Source organism: Arthrobacter sp. TMS2-4 (assembly GCF_054511075.1).
Map to the genome: position 1 here is coordinate 215,288 of NZ_JBTNDI010000001.1, position 23,600 is coordinate 238,887.

A 23,600-nucleotide genomic window follows, 5' to 3' on the forward strand; every position below is an offset into this window, starting at 1 on the left:
GACGGTGTGCATGGACCGACCCTAGGCGTGGGTGCCCCGTCCGGACGGCCGTGCCGCTGCTATGTGGACAGCATCCGGCGTGCGCCGGAGACGATCAGGACGCCGCGCGGTCCGCGCCCGCTGCGGCGGGAGCCGCCGCCGGCGAGGAGGAGCCCGCCGACGCGCCGGCCGTGCTCGGGGTCTCCGAGGGTGCCGACGACGGCGAGGCCGAGCCCGCAGTGGACTTCGCGTCGGTGCTCGACGTCGTGGCACGGGAGTCGTTGCGGTAGAACCCCGAGCCCTTGAAGACCACGCCCACGCTGTTGAACTTCTTCCGCAGCACGCCGTCGCAGGCGGGGCAGACGGTCAGGGAGTCGTCGCTGAAGGACTGCTGGATGTCGAAGGTGTGGCCGCAGTCCTTGCAGGCATAGGCGTACATGGGCATGGAGATCCTCCTGGACAGGCTTCGTGGTCCCGGGCCGGCACGCTTTCCAGCACACGCTGTTGGCACTCTCCCGGGTCGAGTGCCAGTCTACACCGGAGGGTGCAGGAACCCGACGTCCAGCAGTCCGTCCGCCGTGAAGACACCCTGGAGCGGCTGGTCGTAGGCTTCGGCCGGCACCGCGCCCGCGGGCAGGACCTCCGAGCGGTACACGGCGCCGAGCCGGGGCACGGCGTGGGTGCCGAGAGGATGCCGTGCCAGGAAGCGGTCGTAGTAGCCGCCGCCCTGGCCGATCCGGTGCCCGGAACCGTCGACCGCAAGGGCAGGGACGAGGATGAGGGCGACGTCCGGCACCTCCTCGAACGCCTGCCGCGTGCCGGCAGGCTCGAACACCGGGGCGCGGACGGAGCGCTGGAGCGGTACCCCGGGAACCCAGGGGGTCCAGGACAATTGATACCGGGGCTCGCAGACCGGGACGACCACCCCGAAACCCAGGCGGTGCAGTTCCCCGAGCAGCGGCAGGGTGTCCGGCTCGGGGTCGACCCCGAGATACGCGGCGATCGTGGGCCGGGGCGCAGCGCCCGCGGTCGGGGCGGAGGCCCTTCCGAGGTACTGCACCACGGAGCGGGCGAGTGCTTCGGACTGGTTCCGCCGGTCGGCCGGGTCCAGTGCGGCGCGGGCCCGACGGAGCGACCGGCGGAGCCGTGCCTTGTCCCCGCCCGATTCCGCGGTGGGATTGCTGTCACGAGGAGAAGAGGTCATTCGACCATTGTGCCGATCGCTTGGGAAAAGGGCCCCGTTCTGTAGTGTGGAACCATGACTTCGCGATCACGTGTGACCAAGGCCGTCATCCCTGCGGCCGGGCTGGGAACCCGCTTCCTTCCCGCAACCAAGGCGATGCCGAAGGAGATGCTCCCGGTCGTCGACAAGCCGGCCATCCAGTACGTGGTGCAGGAGGCCGTGGACGCCGGGCTGTCCGACGTCCTGATGATCACCGGACGCAACAAGCGGGCTCTCGAGGACCACTTCGACCGCGTGCCCTTCATCGAGCAGACCCTCGAGAACAAGGGCGATCACGACAAGCTCGCCGCCGTGCGACGCCCCTCGGAGCTCGGTGACATCCACTACCTGCGCCAGGGCGACCCCAAGGGTCTCGGCCATGCCGTGCTGCGTGCCCGACTGCACGTCAACAACGAGCCGTTCGCCGTCCTCCTCGGCGACGACCTGATCGACGAGCGCGATCCGCTGCTGGAGACCATGATCGACGTGCAGGCGATGACCGGTGGGTCCGTCATCGCGCTGATCGAGGTGGATCCCCAGCAGATCAGCGCCTACGGCTGCGCGGACATCACCGAGATCGACGGCGAGGGGTACGTGCGCGTGAACCACCTCGTCGAGAAGCCCGCCGTCGAGGACGCACCGTCGAACCTCGCCGTGATCGGCCGCTACGTCCTGCACCCCCGCGTGTTCGACGTCCTCGAGACCACCGAGCCGGGCCGCGGCGGCGAGATCCAGCTGACCGACGCCCTGCAGACCCTCGCGAGCGCCGACGGTGAGGGATCCGGAGTCTACGGCGTCGTGTTCCGCGGCCGCCGCTACGACACCGGCGACAAGCTGAGCTACCTCAAGGCCGTGGTGACGCTCGCCTCCGAGCGCGACGATCTCGGCCCCGACCTGCGCGCCTGGATCAGGGACTTCAGCAAGAACATCCCGGACTAGTCCGGGATGTGGTCGGCAGCCAGCTGGCCCGTGAACCTCAGAACCGGATCGTTGGTCCTGAGGCCCATCCGCCACCGGGACAAGGCAGTCTGGACGGCGTTGCGGCATCGCAACGCCGCCTGGCTCGCGCCCTGGGAAGCCTCGAATCCCGACCCGGACGGCCTCCTGCCCACCTACCACCAGATGGTGCGCTCCCTGACCGCGCAGGCACGGGCCGGTGCGGCGCTCCCGTTCCTCATCACGGAGCAGCAGCCCGGGTCCCGGGACGCGCGCCTCGTGGGACAGCTGACGGTCTCGGGCATCACGTGGGGCTCGGCGATGACGGCCACGCTCGGCTACTGGGTCGACGCCGAACGCGCCGGCCGGGGGATAGCGCCGACGGCGGTGGCGCTGGCGACCGACTACTGCTTCCGGGATCTCGGGCTCCACAGGATGGAGATCAACATCCGCCCCGAGAACCGCGCCAGCCTGCGCGTCGTGGAGAAGCTGCACTTCCGCGACGAGGGCCTGCGCCCCCGATTCCTGCACATCGCCGGACACTGGGCCGACCACAGGAGTTTCGCCCTGACCGCCGAGGACGTCCCACGAGGCCTGCTCGATCCGTGGCTCGAGAGCCGGCAGCCGCACTAGCCGCACCAGCACACGGGCCCATGGATGCCGAGGGGGGCATATTAGCCGCCGACACACCCTCCTGAATGCCGGAGGCGGGCACCATGAGCTTCTACCGTTCTGAGTGTGGCCTTCTCCCTGGATAGTTCGTTGGTGCTCGCAGCAATCGTCGGCATGTGGCTGGTGTGGGTTGCGCCGTTCCTGCTCGGGAGGACCACTCCGGCCCTTGCCGGATTCCGACGCCGGACGCCGAGAACCGGGACGCATCGTCCCGGAGGGAGCATGATGACAATGACCGCGCCGCACGACGATGCACGCCACCCGGACACCGGTCGGGACGCACACGGGTCGACGCCCGCAGCGATCGAGGCCCAGGCCGGCACGACGACGTCCGGCAAGCAGCCCTTCACCCCGCGGTGGGGCCGCATCGTCGTCGCCCTGGCCGGCCTCCTGTGCCTCGTCGGCACCGTGGTGACCCTCGTGCTCGGTGCGATCGGCATCGTGTCGTTCCTCGTCCCGCTGGCATGCCTCGGCGGGACGGTCGCGTCCGTCGCGGTCCTGCGGCTGCTGGCCGTACGCGCCCGCCGGGACCGCGTGAACCGGGCGTTCGCCGAAGCCATGGCGCCGGCCCGGGATTCCGCCCCTGCGCAACCTTCCGCACGGGCGGCAGAGTCCTCACCTGCCGCCGCACCGAAACGCCCGACTGTCCTGTTCGACGCCGAGGAGACCCCCGTGCGCCCCCTCACCGCGATGGAGCGGAGGACCGCCGCTCTCGCCGGCGCCCACGGCTCCTCCGCCGTCGACCTGAGCGACGCGGGACCGGCCGACGGCGGGCGCCCGATGCCGCAGGTCGCGCCGGACGCCCCGACCGTGCAGGCCGCGGCGGTGACGGGGTCGGCCTGGGCTCCCGTCGAGGTGCCGCGGCCCACGTACGTGCATGCTGCGAAGGCCGAACGCCACGCCCCCGCACCCCTGGACCTCCCGGAGGCCCCGAAGGCCGCGTCGAAGATGCCCATCAAGGCCTCGGAAGCCGCCGCCCGCGTCGCTGCGGGTGTCACGGTCACCACGGACGCCAGCGATACGACGCGCGTCGCATCACCGACGCACGAGGCGGCTCCCATGACGGGCCGCATCAACCTCGACGACGTGCTGCAGCGTCGACGCGCCTGACCGGCGCGGTATCACCCACGATGCGACCGCGGACCTGCGCCCGCAGGGTTCCGCCGGGGATCGCCTGATGGCACGGAACACCCACATCACGCGGGAACAGGACGACATCGCGCTCCTGGGTTCGGACGCCGTGGGGGACTTCCTGCGCCGCACCCTCCGCGCGGACGGGTGGGAGCTTGCCGGATGGCAGCTCGTCTCCCTGCATCACCGCCCAGGAGTCGGGACCACGGGCGTGTACTCCGTCACCGCGACCCGGGACGGCGCGGCCCGCGGTCAGGCGCCGTGGCCCGCACCCACGCACGCGTGCGTCACGTCCTGTCCGCTCCCGCATCCGGCCCGCGGGGTCATGGTGTTCCACCGGCGCGGGGCCGACGCCCTGGCGGCGTGGGCGCACCCGGACGATCCGCTCCTGCCCGGGCTCCCGGCGGCCCTCGATCCCGCAACCGCCACACCGTTCGCCTTCGGTCCCGGCTATGCGACCGAGGCGACACACCTGGAGCTCAGGAGCTACCGGCCGCTGCGCCGGGCCGTGGTCCTCGCCCGGAACGGTGACGAGTCCCGGTATCTCAAGGTGCTCCGGCAGGGCACGGCGGCACCGCTCGCCGAACGGCACCGGATGCTGCGGGCCGCCGGAGTGCCCGCCCCCGCCCTCGCGGCAGTCCCTGCCCGGGACGTCGTCGCCATGCACGCGGCTTCCGGCACGCCGCTCGCGGAACTCCTCATGCACGACGGCGCGGACGGCGTGGAGCCCGACGCGCTGCTGCGGGTCCTCGCCGCGCTGCCGGCCGAGGTCCTCTCGCTGCCCGCGCGCCCGCCCTGGGCGGATCGGGTCAGGGACTACGGGGAGGGAGCCGTGGTGGCGCTCCCGGGGCAGGCAGACCGTATCCGCCGGCTCGCCGCGGACATCGACGCCGTGGTCCGCTCCAGCGACGGCGGTCCCGTCGTGCCCACGCACGGGGACTTCTACGAGGGCAACCTCCTGATCGCGGACGGCTCGGTGTCCGGGCTCCTCGACGTCGACGCGCTTGGGCCGGGGCATCTCGTGGACGACCTCGCCTGCTTCCTCGGTCACCTCGCCGTCCTGCCCGCACTGCACGCCGGCTACTCCCGGGTGCCGGAGGCACTGCTGCGCTTCCTGCGGGCCTTCGACCGCCGCGTGGACCCGGTGGCCCTCAGGAGCCGCGCGGCTGCCGTCACCCTCACGCTCGTCGCCGGAGCGCGACGCCGCGCGGAGGGCCGGCAGGGCGCAGCGGGCACGGACGGCACGCCCGAGGCGGTGTCCCGTCTGGAGGTCGCCGAGCAGTTCCTCGCCGATGCGCTTCGCCTCCGGGCAGGGAGCGTCTGACGCGGGAGGTCCTCAGGCGGGGGTGAACACACCCACGCGCGTGCGCATCTGCAGGACCGGCGTCCCCTCGGCGTCGGAGAGTTCGAGCCGCACCGTCACGTCCACACCGGCCAGGGAGGTCAGATGGGTGCCGCCGCAGGGGATCTCCGCCCGTTCCCCGGGCAGGTCGCAGACCCAGAGGCGCCGGTCGGTGAGTCCGCCGCCGGCCGCCTCGATCCTGATCGGGGCTCCGGTGGCCGTCCATCCGGCGAGCGTGGCGTTCACCGTCGCGGCCACGGCCTGCGGATCGAGGTCCTCGAGGGAGAAGCCCTTCCGCCGGAGGGACTTCCCCAGGCGGTAGCGGTCGAGGGACCCGAACTCGCCGATGACCGTCGTGTCGATCGCCAGTGCGTCGAAGTTGGGTGACCCGAGGGCATCCGGTGCCACGTCCTTCTTCCACCGGCCGGCCAGCGCCCGGTTCAGCGCGAGCGAGGCGAGGTGGCATCCGGTGTGCCCGGCGGAGACGGCGGCGCGATGGACGGCGTCGACCCGGACGACGGCGTCGTCGTCCTCCGCCGGAGCGTCACCGTCGGTGCCCTCGACCAGGTGCACGACGACGAACGCCCACCCCTCGGTCCCCTTGCGGATGGGAGAGGCCGCCCCCAGGTGCAGCGTGGTGCCGTCGGTCGCCCCGACGACGCAGTCCGTCACGGCCCAGCTGCGGCTGCCGATCCGGAGTTCACCCCGGTCGGCGCCCTGATCCGGCCACGCATGGTCCACCGGATGGAACGCCGTGGTCTCCAGCAGGACGGCGTACCGGCCGTCCCGGGGTTCGACGTGCAGCACCCGGGAGGCGGCCTCGGTGGCTCCGGTCGGATAGGTGACGCGGGTGTCCGTGGTGGGCAGGGTCATGGGTCTCCTCAACGTTGTGCGGTCTGGGGCGTCGCTCAGGTGTCCGTGGGACGCTGGGCGAGTCGCTCGAGCAGGGGTTCGGTGCGGTAGGGGATGTGCTCGTGCAGGGCGAGGACGGTCTCGGTGCGGATGACGCCCTTGATCCTCAGGACGGATCGCAGCGCGACCTGCAGGTTATGGGTGTCGGTGGCCGCGACCCTGCACCAGACATCGCCCCGGCCGGAGATCTCGTGCACCTCGAGGACCTGGTTCAGGGTGCGGAGCCCGGCGATGACGCCGTCGAGCTCGCGGTGGGACACCTCGATGGTGATGAAGGCGACGACGTCGTAACCGAGCGCCTCCAGGTCCAGTTCACGCCCGCTGGGGCGCAGCGTGCCGGCCCGCAGGAGCCGGCGGATACGGGTCTGCGCCGTGTTGCGGGCCACCCCGAGGAGCTCGCTCAGTTCGCTGACCTGGGCGCGGGGATCCCGGACCAGCGCGAGGAGCAGTCGCAGGTCGAGGTTGTCCAGCTTGCTCACGACGCTCACATCCCATCAGTCGGCGCCCGCTGTGTTGCGCACCGCGATCAAATATCGGCGCCGTGACACCGCACCGCGGTCAATCGGCCCCATCCTTGAGGGGGTTGTGCAAGAGCGTACCCGGCGCGGCGTCCGTTCGACGCACACGAGCGAGGAAGAGCGGTGGGATGAGCGTCATCGACGAGTTGCGGATGAGGCCGGTGGCGGTCGGGGCCCGACGGTGGGACGCATCGCTCGCCGTCCGGCTCGTGCTGGCCGTGACCGTCATCTCGACCCTCCTGATCGGCGCGAACCTGGCCACCCCGCTGTACCCGCTCATCCAGGCCGACCTGGGGCTCTCACCCTTCGCGGTCACCGTGGCGTTCACCTCCTACGTCGTGGCCCTGATCGGCGGGCTCGTCCACGCCGGCCACTGGTCGGACCACATGGGACGGCGTGCCGCCCTCGTCCTCGCCGTCGTCCTCGGCCTCCTCGGTGCCTCGCTCTTCGCCGCCGCCACGTCACTGCCCATGCTCGCCGCCGGCCGCATGCTCCAGGGCGGCGCCGTCGCCCTGGCGACGGGGGCCAGCGCCGCCGCGCTCCGCGACCTGCTTCCCACCCGCCCGGACTGGGCATCCCGGTTCACCCTCATGGCCTCCGCCGGCGGGGTCGCCGCAGGCCCCGTGATCGGCGGTCTCCTCTCGCTCCTGCCGTCGCCGACGAGGACCCCCTTCCTCGTGTACCTCGTCGTACTCTCGGGCCTCCTGGTCCCGCTCCTGCTGCTCCGGGCGCGTCCGGCGATCAAGCCGGTCCTGGTCGGGAAGCCCCTGACCGTCCTGCGGCCGCGCAGACCGGCCGTGTCGAAGGAAGCGCGCCGGTCCTTCTGGACGGCGTCCTCCGTCGGGTTCCTCAGCTTCGCGGTCTTCGGGTTCACCCTGAGCCTCGCCCCCACGTGGTTCGCGGGCATCGCGGGGACCACCTCCCGCCCGCTCATCGGCCTCCTCGCCGCGCTCGTGCTCGGCTCCTCCGCCATCAGCCAGCTGGTCTCGCCACGGGGTCGCTTCGTGGTCCCGGCGGGCCTCGCCGGCATGGCGCTGGGCGTGGGTCTCCTGCCGGTGGCGGAGGCGACCGGGAGCCTGGCGCTGCTCGTCGCGGCGTGCGTCGTCGCGGGCGTCGGTCAGGGCATGGCCTTCCGGGTGGTCTTCAACGAGGTGTCCGTGAAGGTGGACCCCGCCCTGCACGCACAGACCGTCAGCGCGGTCTACGTGATCACCTACCTCGGCAGCGCCGTCCCCGTCCTCGTCCTCGGCGCCGCCGCAGGGGTATGGGGCCTGAACGCCTCGGTCACGGTCTTCGCAGTGTCGATCAGCGCGGTCTGCGGCCTCCTCGCCACGGGGTCGCTGATCCTCCGGTCCCGTTCCCCGCGCTGACGCGGTCGGCGGCCCGGGCGGCCGCCCGCCGGCCTGTTTGTAGGCTGGAGGCATGTCCGAGACCCCCGCACCGTCCGTCGCCCACCCGTCCGCCGCCGCCGGGGGCTCGGACGACCGGCCCGCGCCCCTCGTCGTCGGCCTGGACATCGGCGGCTCCAAGACGCACGGTGCGCTCTGGCGCGGCGGGCGGCTCATCGCGGAGGCGAAGGCGGGAAGCGCCAACGTCCAGAACGTCAGCGCGGACGACGCCGCGCGCAGCCTCGGCGAACTGTTCCGGACCCTCCTGGCCGACGCGGGCCGCGACGCGGGTCCGGTCACGCGCGTCATCGCCGGGTCCGGGGGCGTGGACACGCAGGCCGACGCCGACCGCCTCCGCGCCCTGATCGCAGCGCACGCTCCCCACGCCGCCGTCGACGTCGTGCACGACACCCGCCTCATCCTCGCCGCGGGAGGGGCAGACGCGGGCATCGCCGTCATCGCGGGCACCGGCTCCGTCGCGTGGGGAACCACGCGCGACGGCCGCCAGGCCCGGTCCGGCGGCTGGGGATACCTCCTCGGCGACGAGGGCAGCGGCTACTGGGTGGCCCGTGAGGCCGTCCGCCGTGCCCTGCACCGGTACGACACCGGGCTGGCCCCGGACGCCCTCGACGCCGCGGTCCTGGACCTCAACGGCGTGGCCACGCCCACCGAACTCATCGGCCTGTTCCACTCCGGCGCCGGACGCACCTACTGGGCGGCGCAGTCCCGCGCCGTGTTCGACGCCGCACGCGACGGCGACCCCGACGCCGCAGCCATCCTCGACCGCGCGGCCGGCGACCTCACGCGCCTCGTCCTCGACGTAGCGTCCGTGATCGGGATGCCCGGGCCCGTGGTGCTGGGCGGCGGTCTCGCGATGCACCAGCCGGCACTGCAGCAGCGGCTGCGGGCGCGGCTCGCGGACGAAGGCATCACCGACGTCGTGGTCCTCCGCGAGGACCCCGTGATGGGCGTCCCGTTCCTGATGTGACGCAGGCGCTACCAACCCGCGCTCTTGTCTGCTCCGAACGCATGGTTAGACTCAGAACCTCCGACAGCTTGAACTGACCGCCGCGCGTCCCGTGCGGCGACATACCAGACGGCAAGCCGGAACCGCAGAGGATGCGGTCCGCGGGCACAGCCCGGCCGAGAAGCTCCTGCCACGAAAGGCACAGCTGCCATGACATCCTCCGAGCAGGCCGGCCCCCGGCACCAGATCGAATTCCGCTCCGTCACCAAGACCTACGATGGCGGTCGCCCCGCGGTCGACGACCTCACCATGGACATCGAACGGGGGAAGATCACCGTGTTCGTCGGCCCCTCGGGTTGCGGCAAGACCACCTCCCTGCGCATGATCAACCGGATGGTGGAGCCGACGGCGGGCCAGATCCTCGTGGACGGGCAGGACGTCTCCGGGCAGAAGGCCTCCAACCTGCGGCGTTCGATGGGCTACGTCATGCAGTCCTCGGGCCTCCTGCCGCACCGGTCCGTCCTCGACAACATCGCGACGGTCCCGCGCCTGAACGGCGTCCGGAAGGCCGAGGCGCGGACCCGCGCGAAGGAGCTCCTCGCCGTCGTCGGCCTCGCCCCCGAGCTGGGCGCACGCTACCCCGCACAGCTCTCCGGCGGGCAGCAGCAGCGGGTCGGCGTCGCGCGGGCGCTCGCGGCCGACCCTCCGATCCTCCTCATGGATGAGCCCTTCAGCGCCGTGGACCCGGTGGTGCGCGCGGAACTGCAGGAGGAACTGCTGCGCCTGCAGCGGGACCTCGCGAAGACCATCGTCTTCGTCACCCACGACATCGACGAGGCGACGGTCCTCGGCGACAAGGTGGCCGTCTTCGCCGTCGGCGGTCGCCTCGCCCAGTACGCCGCCCCTGAGGAGATCCTCCGCGCCCCCGTCGACGACTTCGTGGCCGGGTTCGTGGGGCGCGACCGTGGCTTCCGCCACCTGTCCTTCCAGCCGGGCGCGGGCATCACCATCCACCCCGTCGAGACCATCGAGGTAGGACAACTGGCCGACCCGACCGTGTCGGTGCGCTCGCCCTGGACACTGCTGGTCGACGCCGAAGGCCGCCCGCACGGATGGGTGCCGCAGGCAACCCGCGCCGGCATCACCCGGCAGGCAGAGGCCGTCCCCGGAGGTTCCCTCTACACGCGTGGCGACACCCTGCGACGGGCGCTCGACGCCGCGCTGTCCTCGCCGTCGGGCCAGGGCGTGACGGTCGACGACGACGGCCGCGCCGTGGGTATCGTCCATGCGGCCGAGGTCTTCGAGCTCATCGAGGCCGCGCGGCTCGACCGGGGCCGCGCCGACCACAACACGGCGGTCTAGCCATGGACTGGTTCCTCGCAAACCTCGACTTCGTCTGGCTGCACACCCGCCTGCACATCGTCCAGGCCGTCGTACCGCTGCTGCTCGGGCTGATCGTCGCGGTGCCTGTCGCGCAGTTCGCCCGGCTCAACGCCGCCATCGGATCGGTCCTGCTCACCGGGTCCTCGATCCTCTACACCATCCCGTCCCTGGCGATGTTCGTGTTCCTGCCGGTGGTGCTGGGCACCCGGGTCATCGATCCCGTCAACGTCATCGTCGCCCTCGCGATCTACGCCTTCTCGCTGCTCGTGCGGGCCACGCTCGACGCCCTGAACTCGATCGACGACGGCGTCCGGCAGGCCGCCGTCGCCATGGGCTACACGCCGGTCCGCCGCTTCCTCACCGTGGATCTCCCGCTGTCGCTGCCCGTGCTGTTCGCCGGGCTGCGCGTGGTCTCCGTCACCAACATCTCGCTGGTCAGCGTCGGCGCCCTGATCGGCGTCCCGAGCCTCGGGACGCTGTTCACGGACGGCCTCTTCCGGTCCTTCCCGACCGAGATCGCTGTCGGGATCATCATGATCCTGCTGCTCGCCCTCGTCATGGATCTCCTGCTCGTGCTCGCGGAGCGACTCCTGACGCCCTGGACCCGGAAGATCGCGGCAGGCGGTGCGCAGGACGCGGAGATCGTGGCCCTCGAGGCGAAGGTGGCGGGAGTCTGATGGACTACACGAGTGACAACCTCTTCGTCCAGATGTGGGAATGGCTGACCGCCCCCGCCAACTGGGAAGGTGACCGCGGCATCCCGGCGCGGGTCGTCGAGCACCTCGGCTACACGGGCCTGACCATGCTCATCGCCCTGGTGATCGCCGTCCCGATCGGCCTCTACGTGGGCCACACGGGCCGCGGCCGCGTCGTGATCGTCTCCGGCGTCGGCATCCTCCGCGCCCTGCCGACCCTCGGCCTGGTCTTCCTGTTCGTCCTCCTCGCCGGCCTCGGCCTCATGCCGCCTATCTGGGCCCTCGTGCTGCTCGCCGTCCCGCCCCTGCTCAGCGGCATCTACGCGGGGATCTCCTCGGTGGACCGCTCGGTCGTGGACGCCGCACGGAGCATGGGCATGGGGGAACGGCAGATCCTGCTGCGGGTCGAGGTGCCGAACGGGCTCCCGGTGATCCTCGGGGGAGTGCGTGCCGCCCTGCTGCAGGTCGTCGCGACCGTCGCCGTCGTCGCCTTCATCAACCTGGGCGGGCTCGGCGTCTACCTCGTGGAGGGGACGCAGCTCGCCGACTACGGGCGCCTGTTCGGCGGCGCCGTGGTCATCACGGTCCTGGCGATCGCCGTCGATCTGCTCATGGCCCTGCTGCAGAGAACCGTCATCTCACCCGGGATCCGGACCCCGGACCGGGTAAGGGCCCAAGGATCTGGCCGGCAGAAGGCCGTCGCCAGTGCACAAGGAGGAACAACATGAAGAACCTGTCAGTACGACGCGCCCGACGGCGCGCTTTGATGGGACTGGCTGGCGGCCTGACGGCCGCACTGGCGTTGACTGCCTGCGGTGCGAACAGCGACCCCCAGGGGGAACCACAGGAATCGGCTGTCGCGGACGGCGGGTCCGTCGTCATCGGTTCGGCTGATTTCCCCGAGAGCCAGATCGTCGCCGAGATCTACGCCGGAGCGCTCAACGCCGCCGGGGTCGAGGCCACCACGCAGCTCAACATCGGGTCGCGGGAGATCTACTACACCGCCCTCGAGGACGGCTCGGTGGACATCATCCCCGACTACAGCGGCAACCTGCTGCTCTTCGCCGACCCGGAGGCCACCGCCGAATCCGCCGAGGACATCTTCGCCGCGCTCCCGGACGCACTGTCCGCGAAGTCGCCCGACGTGAACCTCACGGTCCTCGAGCCCTCGGAGGCCGAGAGCAAGGACGCCCTCGTGGTGACCGCGGCGACCGCCGAGAAGTACAACCTGACCTCGATCGAGGACCTCGCGGAGGTCTGCGACGAGATCACCATCGGTGCGCCCAGCACGTTCCAGGAGCGTGCCTACGGGCTGCCCGGCCTGGAGGCGAAGTACGGCTGCGAGCCCGGCGGCTTCGAGGCCATCAACGACGGCGGCGGGGACATCACGCTGAACGCCCTCCTGGACGACACCGTGCAGGCCGCGGACATCTACACGACGACGCCGTCGATCGACGACAACGACCTCGTGGTCCTCGAGGACCCGGAGAACAACTTCATCGCACAGCAGGTTCTCCCGCTCATCAACGCCGACACGGTGAACGAGGACGCGCGGACCGTCCTGAACGATGTGTCGGCCCAGCTGACCACCGATGATCTGCTGGCCCTGAACCGGGAGGTCAGCGGCGAGGAGAAGCGGAACCCCGCGGACGCGGCGGCCGACTGGCTCGCGGACAAGGGCCTCGCCGGCTAGGTCACGGCAGGCTCCGCAATCCCGGCAGGGGTCCGTCGCACGGCATCGTGATGCCACGCGGTGGGCCCCTGCTGTGGCATCCTGAAGAAATGGCCACCTACAAGCAGTCCGGCAAGCTCCAGAACGTGCTCTACGACATCAGGGGGCCGCTGCTGGAACACGCCATGACCATGGAGGCCCAGGGCCACCGCATCCTCAAGCTCAACATCGGCAACCCCGCACCGTTCGGTTTCGAGGCGCCCGACGCCATCCTCGTCGACATGATCCGCAATCTCCCCGAGGCGCAGGGCTACAGCGACTCCCGCGGCATCTTCTCGGCGCGCACCGCCGTCGTGCAGTACTACCAGAGCCGCGGCATCAACTCGATCGACGTCGACGACGTGTACCTCGGCAACGGCGTCAGCGAACTCATCACGCTGTCCATGCAGGCCCTGCTGAACGCGGGCGACGAGGTGCTGATCCCCACGCCGGACTATCCCCTCTGGACCGCGTCCGTGGCCCTCGCCAGTGGCACGCCCGTGCACTACCTCTGCGACGAGGACAACCACTGGTGGCCGGACCTCGAGGACATCGCAGCCAAGATCACGCCCAACACCAAGGGCATCGTGCTGATCAACCCGAACAACCCCACCGGGGCGGTGTACCCGCGGAGCATCCTCGAGGGCATCGTGCGCCTGGCGCGCGAGCACGGGCTCATCGTGTTCGCCGACGAGATCTACGAGAAGATCCTCTACGGCGACGCCGTCCACATCAACGCCGCCTCCGTCACGGGCGACGACGTCCTGTGCCTGACCTTCAGCGGCCTGTCGAAGGCGTACCGGATCGCCGGCTTCCGCAGCGGCTGGATGGCCATCTCCGGGCCCAAGCGCGACGCCGCCGACTACATCGAGGGCATCAACCTCCTCGCCAACATGCGCCTGTGCGCGAACGTTCCGGCCCAGCACGCCATCCAGACCGCGCTCGGCGGGCACCAGAGCATCAACGACCTCATCCTGCCCGGCGGGCGCCTGCGTCAGCAGCGCGACAAGGCCGCGCAGCTGCTCAACGCGATCGACGGCGTGAGCTGCGAGATCGCGCAGGGTGCCCTGTACCTCTTCCCCCGGCTCGACCCGGAGATCTACCCGATCAAGGACGACGAGAAGTTCGCCCTGGACCTCCTCAAGCAGCAGAAGATCCTCATCTCGCACGGCAGCGCCTTCAACTGGGTCAACACCGACCACTTCCGCATGGTGACGCTGCCGAGCGTCGAGGTGATCGAGGACGCCATCGGGCGCCTCGCGGACTTCCTGTCCACCTACAAGCCCTAAGCCGTTCCGCCCCATCCCAGGAGGTCCCATGCCGAACAGAACCGACACCGCAGCCGAGACGCGGAGGCTGCTCCTGGCCGGGCCGGACTTCTCCCTCGACGCCGTCGACCCCCGGTCCACGCCCGGCTTCGACGGCGGCAAGAAGCAGGGTGCCGCGGCCCTCGCCGAGGGAGCGGACACGCTCGCGTCCCTGCAGGAGAAACTCTTCGCCGAGAGCCGGGCCGGCAGTGAGATCGCCGTGCTGCTGATCCTGCAGGGGATGGACACCTCCGGCAAGGGCGGGATCGTCCGCCACGTCGTGGGGCAGGTGCACCCGCAGGGGGTGCAGCACTACGCGTTCAAGGCGCCCACCGAACGGGAACAGCAGCACAGCTTCCTCTGGCGCGTCCGCCGGCAGCTGCCGGCACCGGGCATGCTCGGGGTCTTCGACCGCTCCCACTACGAGGACGTCCTGATCCACCGCGTGCGCGCTCTCTCGCCGGCGGCGGAGGTGGAGAAGCGGTACAGGGCGATCCGGAAGTTCGAGGACGAGGTGGTGGGCGCGGGTACCCGGGTGGTCAAGGTGATGCTGCACATCAGCGAGGAGGAGCAGAAGGCGCGGCTCGCCGAGCGCCTCGACCGCAAGGACAAATTCTGGAAGTACAGCCCGGACGACATCGAGGACCGCGCCCTCTGGCAGCAGTACCAGGAGGCGTACCAGACGGCCGTCGAGCGGACGACCACGCCGGATACCCCCTGGTACGTCGTACCCGCCGACCGCAAGTGGTATGCCAGGCTCGCGGTGCAGCACCTGCTCACCGCGACGCTGGAGGACATGCAGCTCGGCTGGCCCCGGGCAGCGTTCGATGTCGCCGCCGAGCAGAAGCGGCTGCACGCCTCCTGAGCGCCGACCGGGCGGCACCGGAGACGACGAAGCACTCTTCCTGACCGCCGACCCGGCTGCGGGAGACGACGACGGGGAATGGGAGGACACGTGAGCGAGGAACGCAGGCGGGAACTCGGCGAGACGGACGCGCCGGTCGAGGACGAACTCAAGGAGTCGTTCGACGCGACGGTGGAGGAGGGCGCCGAGCGACTCCAGCGGACCATGAGGAACATCATCGTCACCGGTGTGTTCGGCGGTTTCGAGATCGGGCTCGGCATCATGGCGTACCTCGCTGTGCTGCACGAGACCGGGAACGAGCTGCTCGCGGGGCTCGCCTTCGGCGTCGGACTCGTCGCTCTGCTCCTGGCGCACAGCGAGCTGTTCACCGAGAACTTCCTCATGCCGGTGGCCGCGGTCGTGGCGAAGGAGGGCAGCCTCACGCAGCTCGCGAAGCTGTGGGGCGGCACGCTCGTGGCCAATCTCGTCGCCGGGTGGATCTTCATGTGGATCGTCATGCAGGCCTTCCCGGAGTGGTCCGCGACGGTGACCGAGAGCGCCGAGCATTTCGTCGACGCTCCGTTCTCACTGCAGACCGTGGCCCTGGCCGTCCTGGGCGGAAGCACGATCACTCTGATGAGCCGCATGCAGCAGGGCACGACGAACGACGTCGCCAAGATCGTGGCGACCATGATCGGTGGCTTCCTGCTCGCGGGCCTCAGTCTCTTCCACTCGATCCTCGACTCGCTGCTGATCTTCGGCGCGATCCACTCCGGCGCGGACATCGGCTACGACCGGTGGCTCGGCTGGTTCGGCTACACCCTGCTGTTCAACATGCTGGGCGGCCTCGTCCTCGTGACCCTGCTGCGGCTCGTGCGCACGAAGGAACTGCTCGAGCAGCGGCGCGAGGAAGCACCCGCCGACCCGGACGCACCACACGACCGGTGATTCCCGGCCGCCGGCCGAACAGTGCTTCGCGCGGGCCGACGTAGACCCACACTGACCGCGTCTCCTCCTGGTCCCGGGGCTCCACCACCGAGGAGGGAGACCACCATGGACCCCTGGCGCTACGTGCCCTCGGCCTTGTCGCGTGCCGCCGCAAGCCTCACCTTGGCACCTTCGAGCCACGCCTCGCAGCGATCGGCGAGGGCCTCGCCGCGCTCCCAGAGCGCGAGGGACTCCTCGAGGCTCACGCCACCGGCTTCGAGCCGCGAGACGACGGCGACGAGTTCCTCCCGCGCCTGCTCGTAGGACAGCGTGTCCACCGCCGGGCTGGGGTCCGGCTGCTGGTTCTCCGTCATGGCATGGTCCTCCTCTGCTGGGTGGCCCGTGGCCGGGCCGTGGTCGATGTCAGGGTGGTGTCAGGAGCGGAGACTGTCATGACTGCGCCTGCGGGGTCCTGCGTCACGTGGTTTCCTGCGGCACGGGATCGTCGATGACCGCACCGAGCTGTCCGCCGGCGACGCGGATCCGCACGGCATCGCCGCGCTCCACGTCCCCGGGGGTCCTCACCACGTGTCCGTCCGTCCGCTGCACGACGGCGTACCCGCGGTCGAGGGTGTTCTGGGGCGAGAGCGAGCGGACGCGCTCGCGGAGGTGGTGGACCGCATCGGCGTCGCGGTGCACGGCAGCGGTGGTCGACCGCAGGGCCCGCGAGCGGAGCCGTTCGACGTCGGCCTGCCGGACCTCGATCATCCCCTCGGGCCGGGCGAGGGAGGGGCGGGAGCGCAGGTTCGCGAGGCTCTCGCCCTCGCGGTGCACGAGGACGCGGATCGACCGCTCGAGGGCAGCCCGCGCCTGGCCGATCCGGCCGAGCTCCTCCGTCACGTCAGGGACCACCCGCTTCGCGGCGTCCGTGGGGGTGGAGGCGCGCAGGTCCGCCACGTCGTCGAGCAGCGGCCGGTCCGCTTCGTGCCCGATCGCGCTGACCACGGGCGTCCTGGCCAGCGCGACGGCCCTGACCAGGGACTCGTCGCTGAAGGGCAGGAGGTCCTCGAGGGCGCCGCCGCCGCGGGCGATGATGATGACGTCCACGTGCGGATCGGCGTCGAGCGCGGCCAGCGCGCCGGTCACCTGCGCCACGCTGTTCACGCCCTGGACGGCGACCTCCCGCACGTCGAACTCCACGGCCGGCCATCGCAGCGCGGCATTCCGCATGACGTCCTTCATCGCGTCGGAATCGCGTCCGGTGATGAGCCCGATGCGATGGGGGAGCAGCGGCAGCCGCTTCTTGCGCGCCGCCGCGAACAGGCCCTCCGCGGCGAGGGACTGCCGCAGCCGTTCGATGCGTGCGAGGAGGTCGCCGATCCCGACGGGCCGGATGTCGATCGTCTGCATCGACAGCCGACCGGTCTTGACCCAGAAGTCCGGTTTGAGACGCGCCACCACGCGGGAGCCCCGGTCGAGCGGGGAGGACACGCGGTCCATGACGCTGCCGTACACGGAGAGCGAGAGCGACACCTCGGTGTCCACGTCCCGGAGGGTGATGTAGCACATGCTGGCGCGGCGGTTGAGCTCGATGACCTGCCCTTCGACCCACGCCGCCGGGGCTCGATCGATGTGCGCCTTCAGCTTCTCCGACAGCAGGTGGAGCGGCCACGGGGAGTCCGGCGACGTCTCCGCCGCCGTGGCGGGAATCGTCGTCGTCGCCCGGTCCGGGTCGGCGTCACCGGCGGGCCGCGCCCTGATGCCTTCGCTCGTCATGGGTGTCCTGTCCTCGGGGTGAATGCCGACGCGTCTGCTCGCGGAGTCCGCACTGTTCATCTCTACCATCCCTCACCCTCGGTCACAGGCTCGGCCGGGGTATGTGCGTCCCTGCGCGGAGGGAGGAGGCAGGACGCCGGACAAGCCCCAGCGGGCATAATCGGGAGTCCCACTCCACGATAAGGATTCCATGCGGACCGTCGTCTCTGCCCTGCTGGCCCTGCTCGCGCTCGTCGTCGCCGCCGGCGGCCTGGCGTGCGCCTGGGTGGATCGGAACCTCCTGGAGGAGCCAGGGTTCCTCGCGCTGGCTGCGCCGCTCGGTCAGGATACCGACTTCCAGGCGGCGCTCACGGCATCCGTCGCCGAGGACTTCGCCGCGAACAGCGCTCTCCCCGGACCGGTCAGCGGCCTCGTGGAACCGCTCATCCGGGATGCGGCGGCGGCGGTCACGGCGTCCTCCGGGTACCAGGGAGCCTGGACGGAGGTCCTTCGCAGATCGCACTCCGTCACGCTGGCTCACGCCGCCGACCCCTCGGAACCGGCACCGGCTCTCCTGACACTCGACCTCGCGCCGGTCGTGGATCTCGTGGCCGAGGAGGTGGGTGGCAGACTCGGCCTCGAGATCCCGCTCCCCGAGGACACGACCATCGCCGTCGGGTCGGTCGAGCGCAGCGGGGTGTTCGGCGCCGTCGTCGACGCGGTGCAGTCCTGGCCCCTCTACCTCACCGGTGCCGGTGTGCTGGGTCTGCTGGCGCTGACGTTCTCACGCCGACGAGGCACCACGCTCGCCCTGCTGGGACTCGGCGTGGCGGTCATCGGCGTCCTCGGGGCGCTCGCCGTCGGCTGGATCCCCGCCGCGGCAGCCCAGGTACCGGGAAACAGTGCTGACGCCGACGTCTTCCTCGGCGGTCTGGGGGACCGGATCGGCGCCGCCGTCGCCGCGGACAGCGTGCCGGTGATCATCGGCGGGCTCGTCGCCGTCGTCCTCGGCGTGGTGGGGCAGCACGCCGGCGGACGCAGACGCAGGGCTTAGCTCACAGCGGAGCCGCCCCGGATCACGCCGGTGCGGCTCGCCGAGCCGGTAGAATCGGCCCATGACCAGCACCACCGTTCAGGTCCCCATGCCCACCATCCCGCGCAGGCGCCGCCCGCCTGCCGAGGTGCTCGCCGCTGCGCCGATCACGGGCGACCGGAGAGTGCTGCTCGCGGCCCCGCGCGGGTACTGCGCAGGCGTGGACCGGGCGGTCATCGCCGTCGAGAAGGCCCTCGAGCACTACGGGCCGCCGGTGTACGTGCGCAAGCAGATCGTGCACAACCTCCACGTCGTCTCGACGCTCGAGGCGAAGGGGGCCATTTTCGTCGACGAGACCGACGAGGTACCCGAGGGGGCGCTCGTCGTTTTCTCGGCCCACGGCGTCTCGCCCGCCGTCGTGCAGTCGGCGGAGGACCGTGGGCTGCGCACCATCGATGCCACCTGTCCCCTCGTGACGAAGGTGCACAAGGAGGCGCAGCGCTTCGCGCGGGACGACTTCGACATCCTCCTCATCGGCCACGAGGGCCATGAGGAAGTGGAGGGGACGGCAGGTGAGGCCCCGGATCACATCCAGATCGTCAACGGGCCGGAGGACGTCGACAAGGTGCAGGTGCGCGATCCCGAGCGGCTCATCTGGCTCTCGCAGACCACCCTGAGCGTCGACGAGACCATGCTGACCGTGAACCTCCTCAAGGAGCGCTTCCCGACACTGCAGGACCCGCCGAGCGACGACATCTGCTACGCGACCTCCAACCGGCAGGCGGCCATCAAGAAGATCGCGCCGGAGACGGACCTCGTCATCGTGGTCGGATCGGCCAACTCCTCGAACTCCGTCCGGCTGGTCGAAGTCGCACTCGAGTACGGCGCCCGGGCGGCGTACCGCGTGGACTTCGCCAACGAGGTGGACGAGTCCTGGTTCGAGGGCGTGGCGACCGTCGGGATCTCCTCCGGCGCCTCCGTCCCGGAGAACCTCGTGCAGGACGTCCTGCGGTTGCTTGCCGAGTACGGATACGGGCAGGTCGAGGAAGTGGTCACCGCTGAGGAGGACATCATCTTCTCCCTCCCGAAGGAGATCCGCGCCGCCCTCAAGGCGATGGGGGATCCGTCGCAGGGCCGGGGCGGACGAGGGACGGACCGGACCTCGCTGAACTGAGCCCTCGGCGGGCCGCCCCCAGTGCGCCTAGCCCGCCGTTCCGTCGAGGAGCTCGTGGGCGGTGAGGGAACGCGGCGTCGCGTCGATGGAGGCGGCCGCTTCACCTGCGGCGGCCGGAGTGCCGATGCGCTGCGCCCGCGCGGTCCCCAGCAGGCTCACATCGGCGCTGTGGCCGGCGGCCTCGGATCCTTCGGCTGCCGCGTCGACGACGTCGAGTGACGCCGAATCGAACGCGCCGATCCGCCGCGCGGTGGGCAGGACCCTCGACTCGAGGGCGCCGACGAAGGAGTTGTACCGCTCCACCGACGTCTTCAGGGAGGACCCGAGGCGGGTGACATGACCGCCCATGGTGCCGAGGCGTTCGTACAGCTGCTTGGACAGGTCGAACAGTTCCCGTGCGTTGTCGGTCAGGACGGCCTGGCGCCAGCTGAAGGCCGCGCCCTTCAGGATGCCGAGGAGAGACACCGGTGAGGCGAGGGCGACGCTGCGGCCGAACGCGTAGTCCAGCAGTTCGGGGTCCGCGCGCAACGCCTCGGACAACACGGACTCGACCGGGATGAAGCAGATGACGAGTTCCGGGGAGTTCGTTGCCCCTTCCCAGTACTTCTTGCGGGCGAGGGCGTCGATGTGCGCCCGGAGGGCTTTGCTGTGCTGCTTCAGCAGGTCGGTGCGGCGTGCCTCGAATCCCGCCACGGCGTCCGTGGAGCCGTCGGCCGTGCCCGCCAGCTCCTGCGCCGCGAGGAAGGCGCTGAGCGGCACTTTGGCGTCGATGACGATCTGCTTGTCGCCGGGAAGCTGCACCACCATGTCGGGGCGCGCCGTCTCGCCGTCGCTACCGGCGGAGACCGAGACCTGCTCCAGGAAGTCGACCCGTGACAGCATGCCCGCCGCCTCGACGACGCGCCGCAGCTGGATCTCCCCCCATTGGCCGCGCGCACTGTTGCTGCGCAGGGCGCCGGCGAGGGAATGCGTCGTCGACAGCAGCAGGGCGTCCGCCTCGCGTGACTCCTCGAGCTGCCTGGAGAGCTGCCCGTACTGCTCCACGCGGTCACGCTCCAGCAGACCCACCTGGCGCTGGACCTGGGTGAGCTTCTCTGCGACCGGGGCGAGGGCGCGCAGGACGTCGTTGTCGGTCGACGTCTTGCCGGTCAGTTCGCGGTTGTGCTGCTGCAGGAGGTCCCGCTGTGCTGCGGCTGCCGCGAGGTCCGTCGTCGTGCGTCCGAGACGGGCGGTCACGTCGTCGAGCTCTGCCCGGAGCTCCTCGGTGCGCGGCCGAAGGGAGCGCGCCACGAGGAAGGCGCCGAGGGCGCACCCGATGATGAAGGCGAGGAGAACGAGGAGGACGGCGGTTGCGCTCATGCCCACACTGTCGCAGGAACCTCCGACATTCCACGACACCGCTCGCCGGTAGACTTGTCTCCCGTGGCTCTTACTATCGGCATCGTCGGACTGCCCAACGTCGGCAAATCAACCCTCTTCAACGCCCTGACGCGCAACAACGTCCTGGCGGCGAACTACCCGTTCGCGACGATCGAGCCGAATGTCGGCGTGGTCAGCCTGCCCGACCCGCGTCTCGCGCAGCTGGCCGAGGTCTTCGGGTCCAAGCAGGTCCTGCCTGCGACCGTGTCCTTCGTGGACATCGCCGGCATCGTCAAGGGCGCGTCCGAGGGGGAGGGCCTCGGCAACCAGTTCCTGGCGAACATCCGCGAGGCGGAGGCCATCGCGCAGGTCATCCGCGTGTTCGACGACCCGGACGTCATCCACGTCGACGGCAAGGTGGACCCGAGCTCCGACATGGAGACCATCAACACCGAACTGATCCTCGCGGATCTGCAGACGCTGGAGAAGGCCATTCCGCGCCTGGAGAAGGAAGTGAAGATCAAGAAGCGTGAGGCCGCGCAGCTGGCTGCCATGCAGGCCGCGCAGTCCGTCCTCGAGCGTGGCGACACGATCTTCGCCTCCGTCACCAGCGACAAGCTGGAGATGGAGCACCTGCGCGAGCTGAGCCTGCTCACGGCCAAGCCCTTCATCTACGTGTTCAACGTCGACGATGCCGTTCTCGGCAGCGAGGACCGTCAGGCGGAGCTGCGGGCGCTCGTCGCCCCCGCCGACGCCATCTTCCTCGACGCGAAGCTCGAGGCGGATCTCGTGGAACTCGACGAGGCCGAGGCCCGCGAGATGCTCGAGATGAACGGTCAGGACGAATCGGGCCTCGACCAGCTCGCGCGCGTGGGCTTCCACACCCTGGGCCTGCAGACCTACCTCACCGCGGGTCCGAAGGAAAGCCGGGCCTGGACGATCAAGAAGGGCGCGACGGCGCCCGAGGCCGCCGGCGTCATCCACTCCGACTTCCAGCGCGGCTTCATCAAGGCCGAGGTGGTCTCCTTCGACGACCTCATCGACGCCGGGTCCATGAGCGAGGCCAAGTCCCGCGGTCGGGTGCGCATCGAGGGCAAGGAATACGTCATGTCCGACGGCGACGTGGTGGAATTCAGATTCAATGTCTAGTGCGATATACCTACGTGCGTTGTCCGAATAACCGGAACATCAGCACCTCGAGATCTGGCACAGCCGTGAGCGCCGTCATAGCCAGCTGGGTCTGCTGCACCTATTGGTGCCACTTTGACCTGACCCATCGTTTGGTTTCCATCACACCTCGCTAGCTGATGGCCCCGGGTTGTAGCGTTGGCGAGTGATTACTTTTCCTGACGGCACTGTGGTTCCTGCTCTGGGGCAGGGAACGTGGAACCTGGGTGACTCTCCTGCCAGTCGAAACGCTGAGATCCGGGCGCTGCGCACGGGTATCGATCTGGGTCTGACCGTGATCGATACCGCCGAGATGTACGGTAATGGGCGCAGTGAGGACCTTGTCGGAGAAGCCATCAGGGGTAGGCGCGATGAGGTTTTCCTGGTGAGCAAGGTCCTACCCTCGAACGCCTCCGCATCAGGGACGATCGAGGCCTGTCATGCAAGCCTGGACCGTCTGGGCACTGACCGCCTGGACCTGTACCTCCTGCATTGGCGGGGGAGATTCCCCTTCGAGGAGACCGTCGCAGCGTTCGAGTCCCTCATCGACGAGGGCTCGATCCGTGCGTGGGGTGTGAGTAACCTCGACACCGACGAGCTCCGGAGTTTGCCTGAGGGGTGCCAAACCGATCAGGTGCTGTACAACTTGACCCGTCGCGGTCCGGAGTTCGACCTGATGCCATGGTCCGCTTCTATAAAGATGCCCGTGATGGCCTATTCGCCCGTGGAGCAGGGACGACTGCTCGGCAACCCGGATCTGACACAGATCGCACGTGAGCTCGGTGCGACGCCCGCGCAGGTCGCTCTGGCGTGGACAATGCGCACCAGCAGCGTGCTCGCGATCCCGAAGGCTTCGACCGCCGAGCATGTGCTCGAGAACGCCGCTGCCCGCGACCTTCTCCTCAGCGACACCGATCTCGAGCGCCTCGATCGCGCTTTCCCGCCGCCGACACACCCGGAACCCCTCGAAATGCTGTGATACACGTTGGCTTCGGGATCACCGCCGACCCGGCCGCTGGATGGTGGGGGTCATGACGTTCCTGCGCTTGATGACCGGTGATCAACAGCTCTGCTAGCTGTAGTTCACCCCCCGAGACAGTCTCGAGGTTCGTACTGCGACTGCACACGCCGTGGCTTCCTGACAGGTGGTGAAGGATGTCGCCATCTACGGTGATTCG

At 70.2% G+C, this 23,600-nt stretch carries 24 protein-coding genes; 17 read left to right on the top strand and 7 right to left on the bottom strand.

Going from position 1 to position 23,600, the window contains the following annotated elements; translation table 11 throughout:
* Positions 1 to 94: 94 nt before the first annotated feature.
* Positions 95 to 424, bottom strand: coding sequence for an FmdB family zinc ribbon protein (locus ACX80F_RS01055; protein WP_459334529.1), 330 nt, complete (start codon positions 422 to 424; stop codon positions 95 to 97).
* Between the two features lie 87 nt (positions 425 to 511).
* Positions 512 to 1,183, bottom strand: a complete 672-nt coding sequence (locus ACX80F_RS01060; RefSeq protein WP_459334530.1) for a 5-formyltetrahydrofolate cyclo-ligase — start codon at positions 1,181 to 1,183, stop codon at positions 512 to 514.
* 54 nt (positions 1,184 to 1,237) lie between these two features.
* Here ACX80F_RS01060 and galU point away from each other — a divergent pair, with 54 nt between their 5' ends.
* From galU to ACX80F_RS01080, 4 genes are all read left to right on the top strand, one after another.
* On the top strand, positions 1,238 to 2,140 hold the full coding sequence (gene galU / locus ACX80F_RS01065; protein ID WP_459334531.1) for a UTP--glucose-1-phosphate uridylyltransferase GalU: 903 nt from the start codon (positions 1,238 to 1,240) through the stop codon (positions 2,138 to 2,140).
* A gap of 6 nt (positions 2,141 to 2,146) precedes the next feature.
* Positions 2,147 to 2,770, top strand: coding sequence for a GNAT family N-acetyltransferase (locus ACX80F_RS01070; RefSeq protein WP_459334532.1), 624 nt, complete (start codon positions 2,147 to 2,149; stop codon positions 2,768 to 2,770).
* Between the two features lie 261 nt (positions 2,771 to 3,031).
* On the top strand, positions 3,032 to 3,919 hold the full coding sequence (locus tag ACX80F_RS01075; protein WP_459334533.1) for a hypothetical protein: 888 nt from the start codon (positions 3,032 to 3,034) through the stop codon (positions 3,917 to 3,919).
* Between the two features lie 67 nt (positions 3,920 to 3,986).
* Positions 3,987 to 5,264 carry an aminoglycoside phosphotransferase family protein gene (locus ACX80F_RS01080; RefSeq protein WP_459334534.1) on the top strand — a complete coding sequence of 426 codons (1,278 nt, stop codon included), beginning with the start codon at positions 3,987 to 3,989 and terminating at the stop codon, positions 5,262 to 5,264.
* 12 nt (positions 5,265 to 5,276) lie between these two features.
* On the opposite strand, the gene ACX80F_RS01085 is transcribed toward ACX80F_RS01080, so the two are convergent.
* Positions 5,277 to 6,155, bottom strand: a complete 879-nt coding sequence (locus ACX80F_RS01085; protein WP_459334535.1) for an alanyl-tRNA editing protein — start codon at positions 6,153 to 6,155, stop codon at positions 5,277 to 5,279.
* Between the two features lie 35 nt (positions 6,156 to 6,190).
* Positions 6,191 to 6,673, bottom strand: coding sequence for an Lrp/AsnC family transcriptional regulator (locus ACX80F_RS01090; RefSeq protein WP_459334536.1), 483 nt, complete (start codon positions 6,671 to 6,673; stop codon positions 6,191 to 6,193).
* Positions 6,674 to 6,840: 167 nt separating this feature from the next.
* Here ACX80F_RS01090 and ACX80F_RS01095 point away from each other — a divergent pair, with 167 nt between their 5' ends.
* From ACX80F_RS01095 to ACX80F_RS01135, 9 genes are all read left to right on the top strand, one after another.
* A complete protein-coding gene (locus ACX80F_RS01095; RefSeq protein ID WP_459334537.1) occupies positions 6,841 to 8,082 on the top strand; it encodes an MFS transporter in 1,242 nt (413 codons plus the stop codon).
* 52 nt (positions 8,083 to 8,134) lie between these two features.
* Positions 8,135 to 9,088 carry an N-acetylglucosamine kinase gene (locus ACX80F_RS01100; RefSeq protein ID WP_459334538.1) on the top strand — a complete coding sequence of 318 codons (954 nt, stop codon included), beginning with the start codon at positions 8,135 to 8,137 and terminating at the stop codon, positions 9,086 to 9,088.
* Positions 9,089 to 9,277: 189 nt separating this feature from the next.
* The gene (locus ACX80F_RS01105; protein ID WP_459334539.1) at positions 9,278 to 10,429 is read left to right on the top strand and encodes an ABC transporter ATP-binding protein; all 1,152 of its coding nucleotides are present in this window, start codon (positions 9,278 to 9,280) and stop codon (positions 10,427 to 10,429) included.
* Between the two features lie 2 nt (positions 10,430 to 10,431).
* Complete coding sequence (locus tag ACX80F_RS01110; protein ID WP_459334540.1) at positions 10,432 to 11,127, top strand: ABC transporter permease; 696 nt, start codon at positions 10,432 to 10,434, stop codon at positions 11,125 to 11,127.
* Positions 11,127 to 11,873 (top strand): ABC transporter permease, encoded by a 747-nt coding sequence (locus ACX80F_RS01115; protein ID WP_459334541.1) that lies wholly within the window; start codon positions 11,127 to 11,129, stop codon positions 11,871 to 11,873. The genes ACX80F_RS01110 and ACX80F_RS01115 overlap by 1 nt, the downstream gene beginning before the upstream one ends.
* A complete protein-coding gene (locus tag ACX80F_RS01120; RefSeq protein WP_459334542.1) occupies positions 11,870 to 12,838 on the top strand; it encodes an ABC transporter substrate-binding protein in 969 nt (322 codons plus the stop codon). The genes ACX80F_RS01115 and ACX80F_RS01120 overlap by 4 nt, the downstream gene beginning before the upstream one ends.
* An 89-nt stretch (positions 12,839 to 12,927) precedes the next feature.
* Positions 12,928 to 14,145 carry a pyridoxal phosphate-dependent aminotransferase gene (locus tag ACX80F_RS01125; RefSeq protein ID WP_459334543.1) on the top strand — a complete coding sequence of 406 codons (1,218 nt, stop codon included), beginning with the start codon at positions 12,928 to 12,930 and terminating at the stop codon, positions 14,143 to 14,145.
* Between the two features lie 28 nt (positions 14,146 to 14,173).
* Positions 14,174 to 15,028: a PPK2 family polyphosphate kinase gene (locus tag ACX80F_RS01130; protein WP_459334544.1), complete on the top strand. Its 855-nt coding sequence runs from the start codon at positions 14,174 to 14,176 to the stop codon at positions 15,026 to 15,028.
* A gap of 90 nt (positions 15,029 to 15,118) precedes the next feature.
* Positions 15,119 to 15,955 (top strand): formate/nitrite transporter family protein, encoded by an 837-nt coding sequence (locus ACX80F_RS01135; protein ID WP_459334545.1) that lies wholly within the window; start codon positions 15,119 to 15,121, stop codon positions 15,953 to 15,955.
* A 119-nt stretch (positions 15,956 to 16,074) separates the two neighbouring features.
* Here the strand turns inward: ACX80F_RS01135 and ACX80F_RS01140 are convergent, their stop codons facing one another.
* Positions 16,075 to 16,308 carry an exodeoxyribonuclease VII small subunit gene (locus ACX80F_RS01140; RefSeq protein ID WP_459334546.1) on the bottom strand — a complete coding sequence of 78 codons (234 nt, stop codon included), beginning with the start codon at positions 16,306 to 16,308 and terminating at the stop codon, positions 16,075 to 16,077.
* 103 nt (positions 16,309 to 16,411) lie between these two features.
* Positions 16,412 to 17,710, bottom strand: a complete 1,299-nt coding sequence (gene xseA, locus ACX80F_RS01145; RefSeq protein WP_459334547.1) for an exodeoxyribonuclease VII large subunit — start codon at positions 17,708 to 17,710, stop codon at positions 16,412 to 16,414.
* 190 nt (positions 17,711 to 17,900) lie between these two features.
* On the opposite strand from xseA, the gene ACX80F_RS01150 reads away from it, so the two are divergent.
* The gene (locus tag ACX80F_RS01150) at positions 17,901 to 18,743 is read left to right on the top strand and encodes a hypothetical protein (protein ID WP_459334548.1); all 843 of its coding nucleotides are present in this window, start codon (positions 17,901 to 17,903) and stop codon (positions 18,741 to 18,743) included.
* A gap of 61 nt (positions 18,744 to 18,804) precedes the next feature.
* Positions 18,805 to 19,896, top strand: a complete 1,092-nt coding sequence (locus tag ACX80F_RS01155) for a 4-hydroxy-3-methylbut-2-enyl diphosphate reductase (RefSeq protein WP_459334549.1) — start codon at positions 18,805 to 18,807, stop codon at positions 19,894 to 19,896.
* 27 nt (positions 19,897 to 19,923) lie between these two features.
* Here the strand turns inward: ACX80F_RS01155 and ACX80F_RS01160 are convergent, their stop codons facing one another.
* Positions 19,924 to 21,255, bottom strand: coding sequence for a DNA recombination protein RmuC (locus ACX80F_RS01160; protein ID WP_459334550.1), 1,332 nt, complete (start codon positions 21,253 to 21,255; stop codon positions 19,924 to 19,926).
* Positions 21,256 to 21,318: 63 nt separating this feature from the next.
* Here ACX80F_RS01160 and ychF point away from each other — a divergent pair, with 63 nt between their 5' ends.
* Positions 21,319 to 22,404 (top strand): redox-regulated ATPase YchF, encoded by a 1,086-nt coding sequence (ychF, locus tag ACX80F_RS01165; RefSeq protein WP_459334551.1) that lies wholly within the window; start codon positions 21,319 to 21,321, stop codon positions 22,402 to 22,404.
* A gap of 208 nt (positions 22,405 to 22,612) precedes the next feature.
* Complete coding sequence (locus ACX80F_RS01170; protein ID WP_459334552.1) at positions 22,613 to 23,401, top strand: aldo/keto reductase; 789 nt, start codon at positions 22,613 to 22,615, stop codon at positions 23,399 to 23,401.
* Positions 23,402 to 23,600: the final 199 nt, after the last annotated feature.

What these genes read in the sequence shown, in the direction of transcription:
- ACX80F_RS01055 (WP_459334529.1), bottom strand. Translation starts at nt 424, where the DNA reads ATGCCCATGTACGCCTATGCCTGCAAGGACTGCGGCCACACCTTCGAC.
- ACX80F_RS01060 (WP_459334530.1), bottom strand. Translation starts at nt 1,183, where the DNA reads ATGACCTCTTCTCCTCGTGACAGCAATCCCACCGCGGAATCGGGCGGG.
- galU (WP_459334531.1), top strand. Translation starts at nt 1,238, where the DNA reads ATGACTTCGCGATCACGTGTGACCAAGGCCGTCATCCCTGCGGCCGGG.
- ACX80F_RS01070 (WP_459334532.1), top strand. Translation starts at nt 2,147, where the DNA reads ATGTGGTCGGCAGCCAGCTGGCCCGTGAACCTCAGAACCGGATCGTTG.
- ACX80F_RS01075 (WP_459334533.1), top strand. Translation starts at nt 3,032, where the DNA reads ATGATGACAATGACCGCGCCGCACGACGATGCACGCCACCCGGACACC.
- ACX80F_RS01080 (WP_459334534.1), top strand. Translation starts at nt 3,987, where the DNA reads ATGGCACGGAACACCCACATCACGCGGGAACAGGACGACATCGCGCTC.
- ACX80F_RS01085 (WP_459334535.1), bottom strand. Translation starts at nt 6,155, where the DNA reads ATGACCCTGCCCACCACGGACACCCGCGTCACCTATCCGACCGGAGCC.
- ACX80F_RS01095 (WP_459334537.1), top strand. Translation starts at nt 6,841, where the DNA reads ATGAGCGTCATCGACGAGTTGCGGATGAGGCCGGTGGCGGTCGGGGCC.
- ACX80F_RS01100 (WP_459334538.1), top strand. Translation starts at nt 8,135, where the DNA reads ATGTCCGAGACCCCCGCACCGTCCGTCGCCCACCCGTCCGCCGCCGCC.
- ACX80F_RS01105 (WP_459334539.1), top strand. Translation starts at nt 9,278, where the DNA reads ATGACATCCTCCGAGCAGGCCGGCCCCCGGCACCAGATCGAATTCCGC.
- ACX80F_RS01110 (WP_459334540.1), top strand. Translation starts at nt 10,432, where the DNA reads ATGGACTGGTTCCTCGCAAACCTCGACTTCGTCTGGCTGCACACCCGC.
- ACX80F_RS01115 (WP_459334541.1), top strand. Translation starts at nt 11,127, where the DNA reads ATGGACTACACGAGTGACAACCTCTTCGTCCAGATGTGGGAATGGCTG.
- ACX80F_RS01120 (WP_459334542.1), top strand. Translation starts at nt 11,870, where the DNA reads ATGAAGAACCTGTCAGTACGACGCGCCCGACGGCGCGCTTTGATGGGA.
- ACX80F_RS01125 (WP_459334543.1), top strand. Translation starts at nt 12,928, where the DNA reads ATGGCCACCTACAAGCAGTCCGGCAAGCTCCAGAACGTGCTCTACGAC.
- ACX80F_RS01130 (WP_459334544.1), top strand. Translation starts at nt 14,174, where the DNA reads ATGCCGAACAGAACCGACACCGCAGCCGAGACGCGGAGGCTGCTCCTG.
- ACX80F_RS01140 (WP_459334546.1), bottom strand. Translation starts at nt 16,308, where the DNA reads ATGACGGAGAACCAGCAGCCGGACCCCAGCCCGGCGGTGGACACGCTG.
- xseA (WP_459334547.1), bottom strand. Translation starts at nt 17,710, where the DNA reads ATGACGAGCGAAGGCATCAGGGCGCGGCCCGCCGGTGACGCCGACCCG.
- ACX80F_RS01150 (WP_459334548.1), top strand. Translation starts at nt 17,901, where the DNA reads ATGCGGACCGTCGTCTCTGCCCTGCTGGCCCTGCTCGCGCTCGTCGTC.
- ACX80F_RS01155 (WP_459334549.1), top strand. Translation starts at nt 18,805, where the DNA reads ATGACCAGCACCACCGTTCAGGTCCCCATGCCCACCATCCCGCGCAGG.
- ACX80F_RS01160 (WP_459334550.1), bottom strand. Translation starts at nt 21,255, where the DNA reads ATGAGCGCAACCGCCGTCCTCCTCGTTCTCCTCGCCTTCATCATCGGG.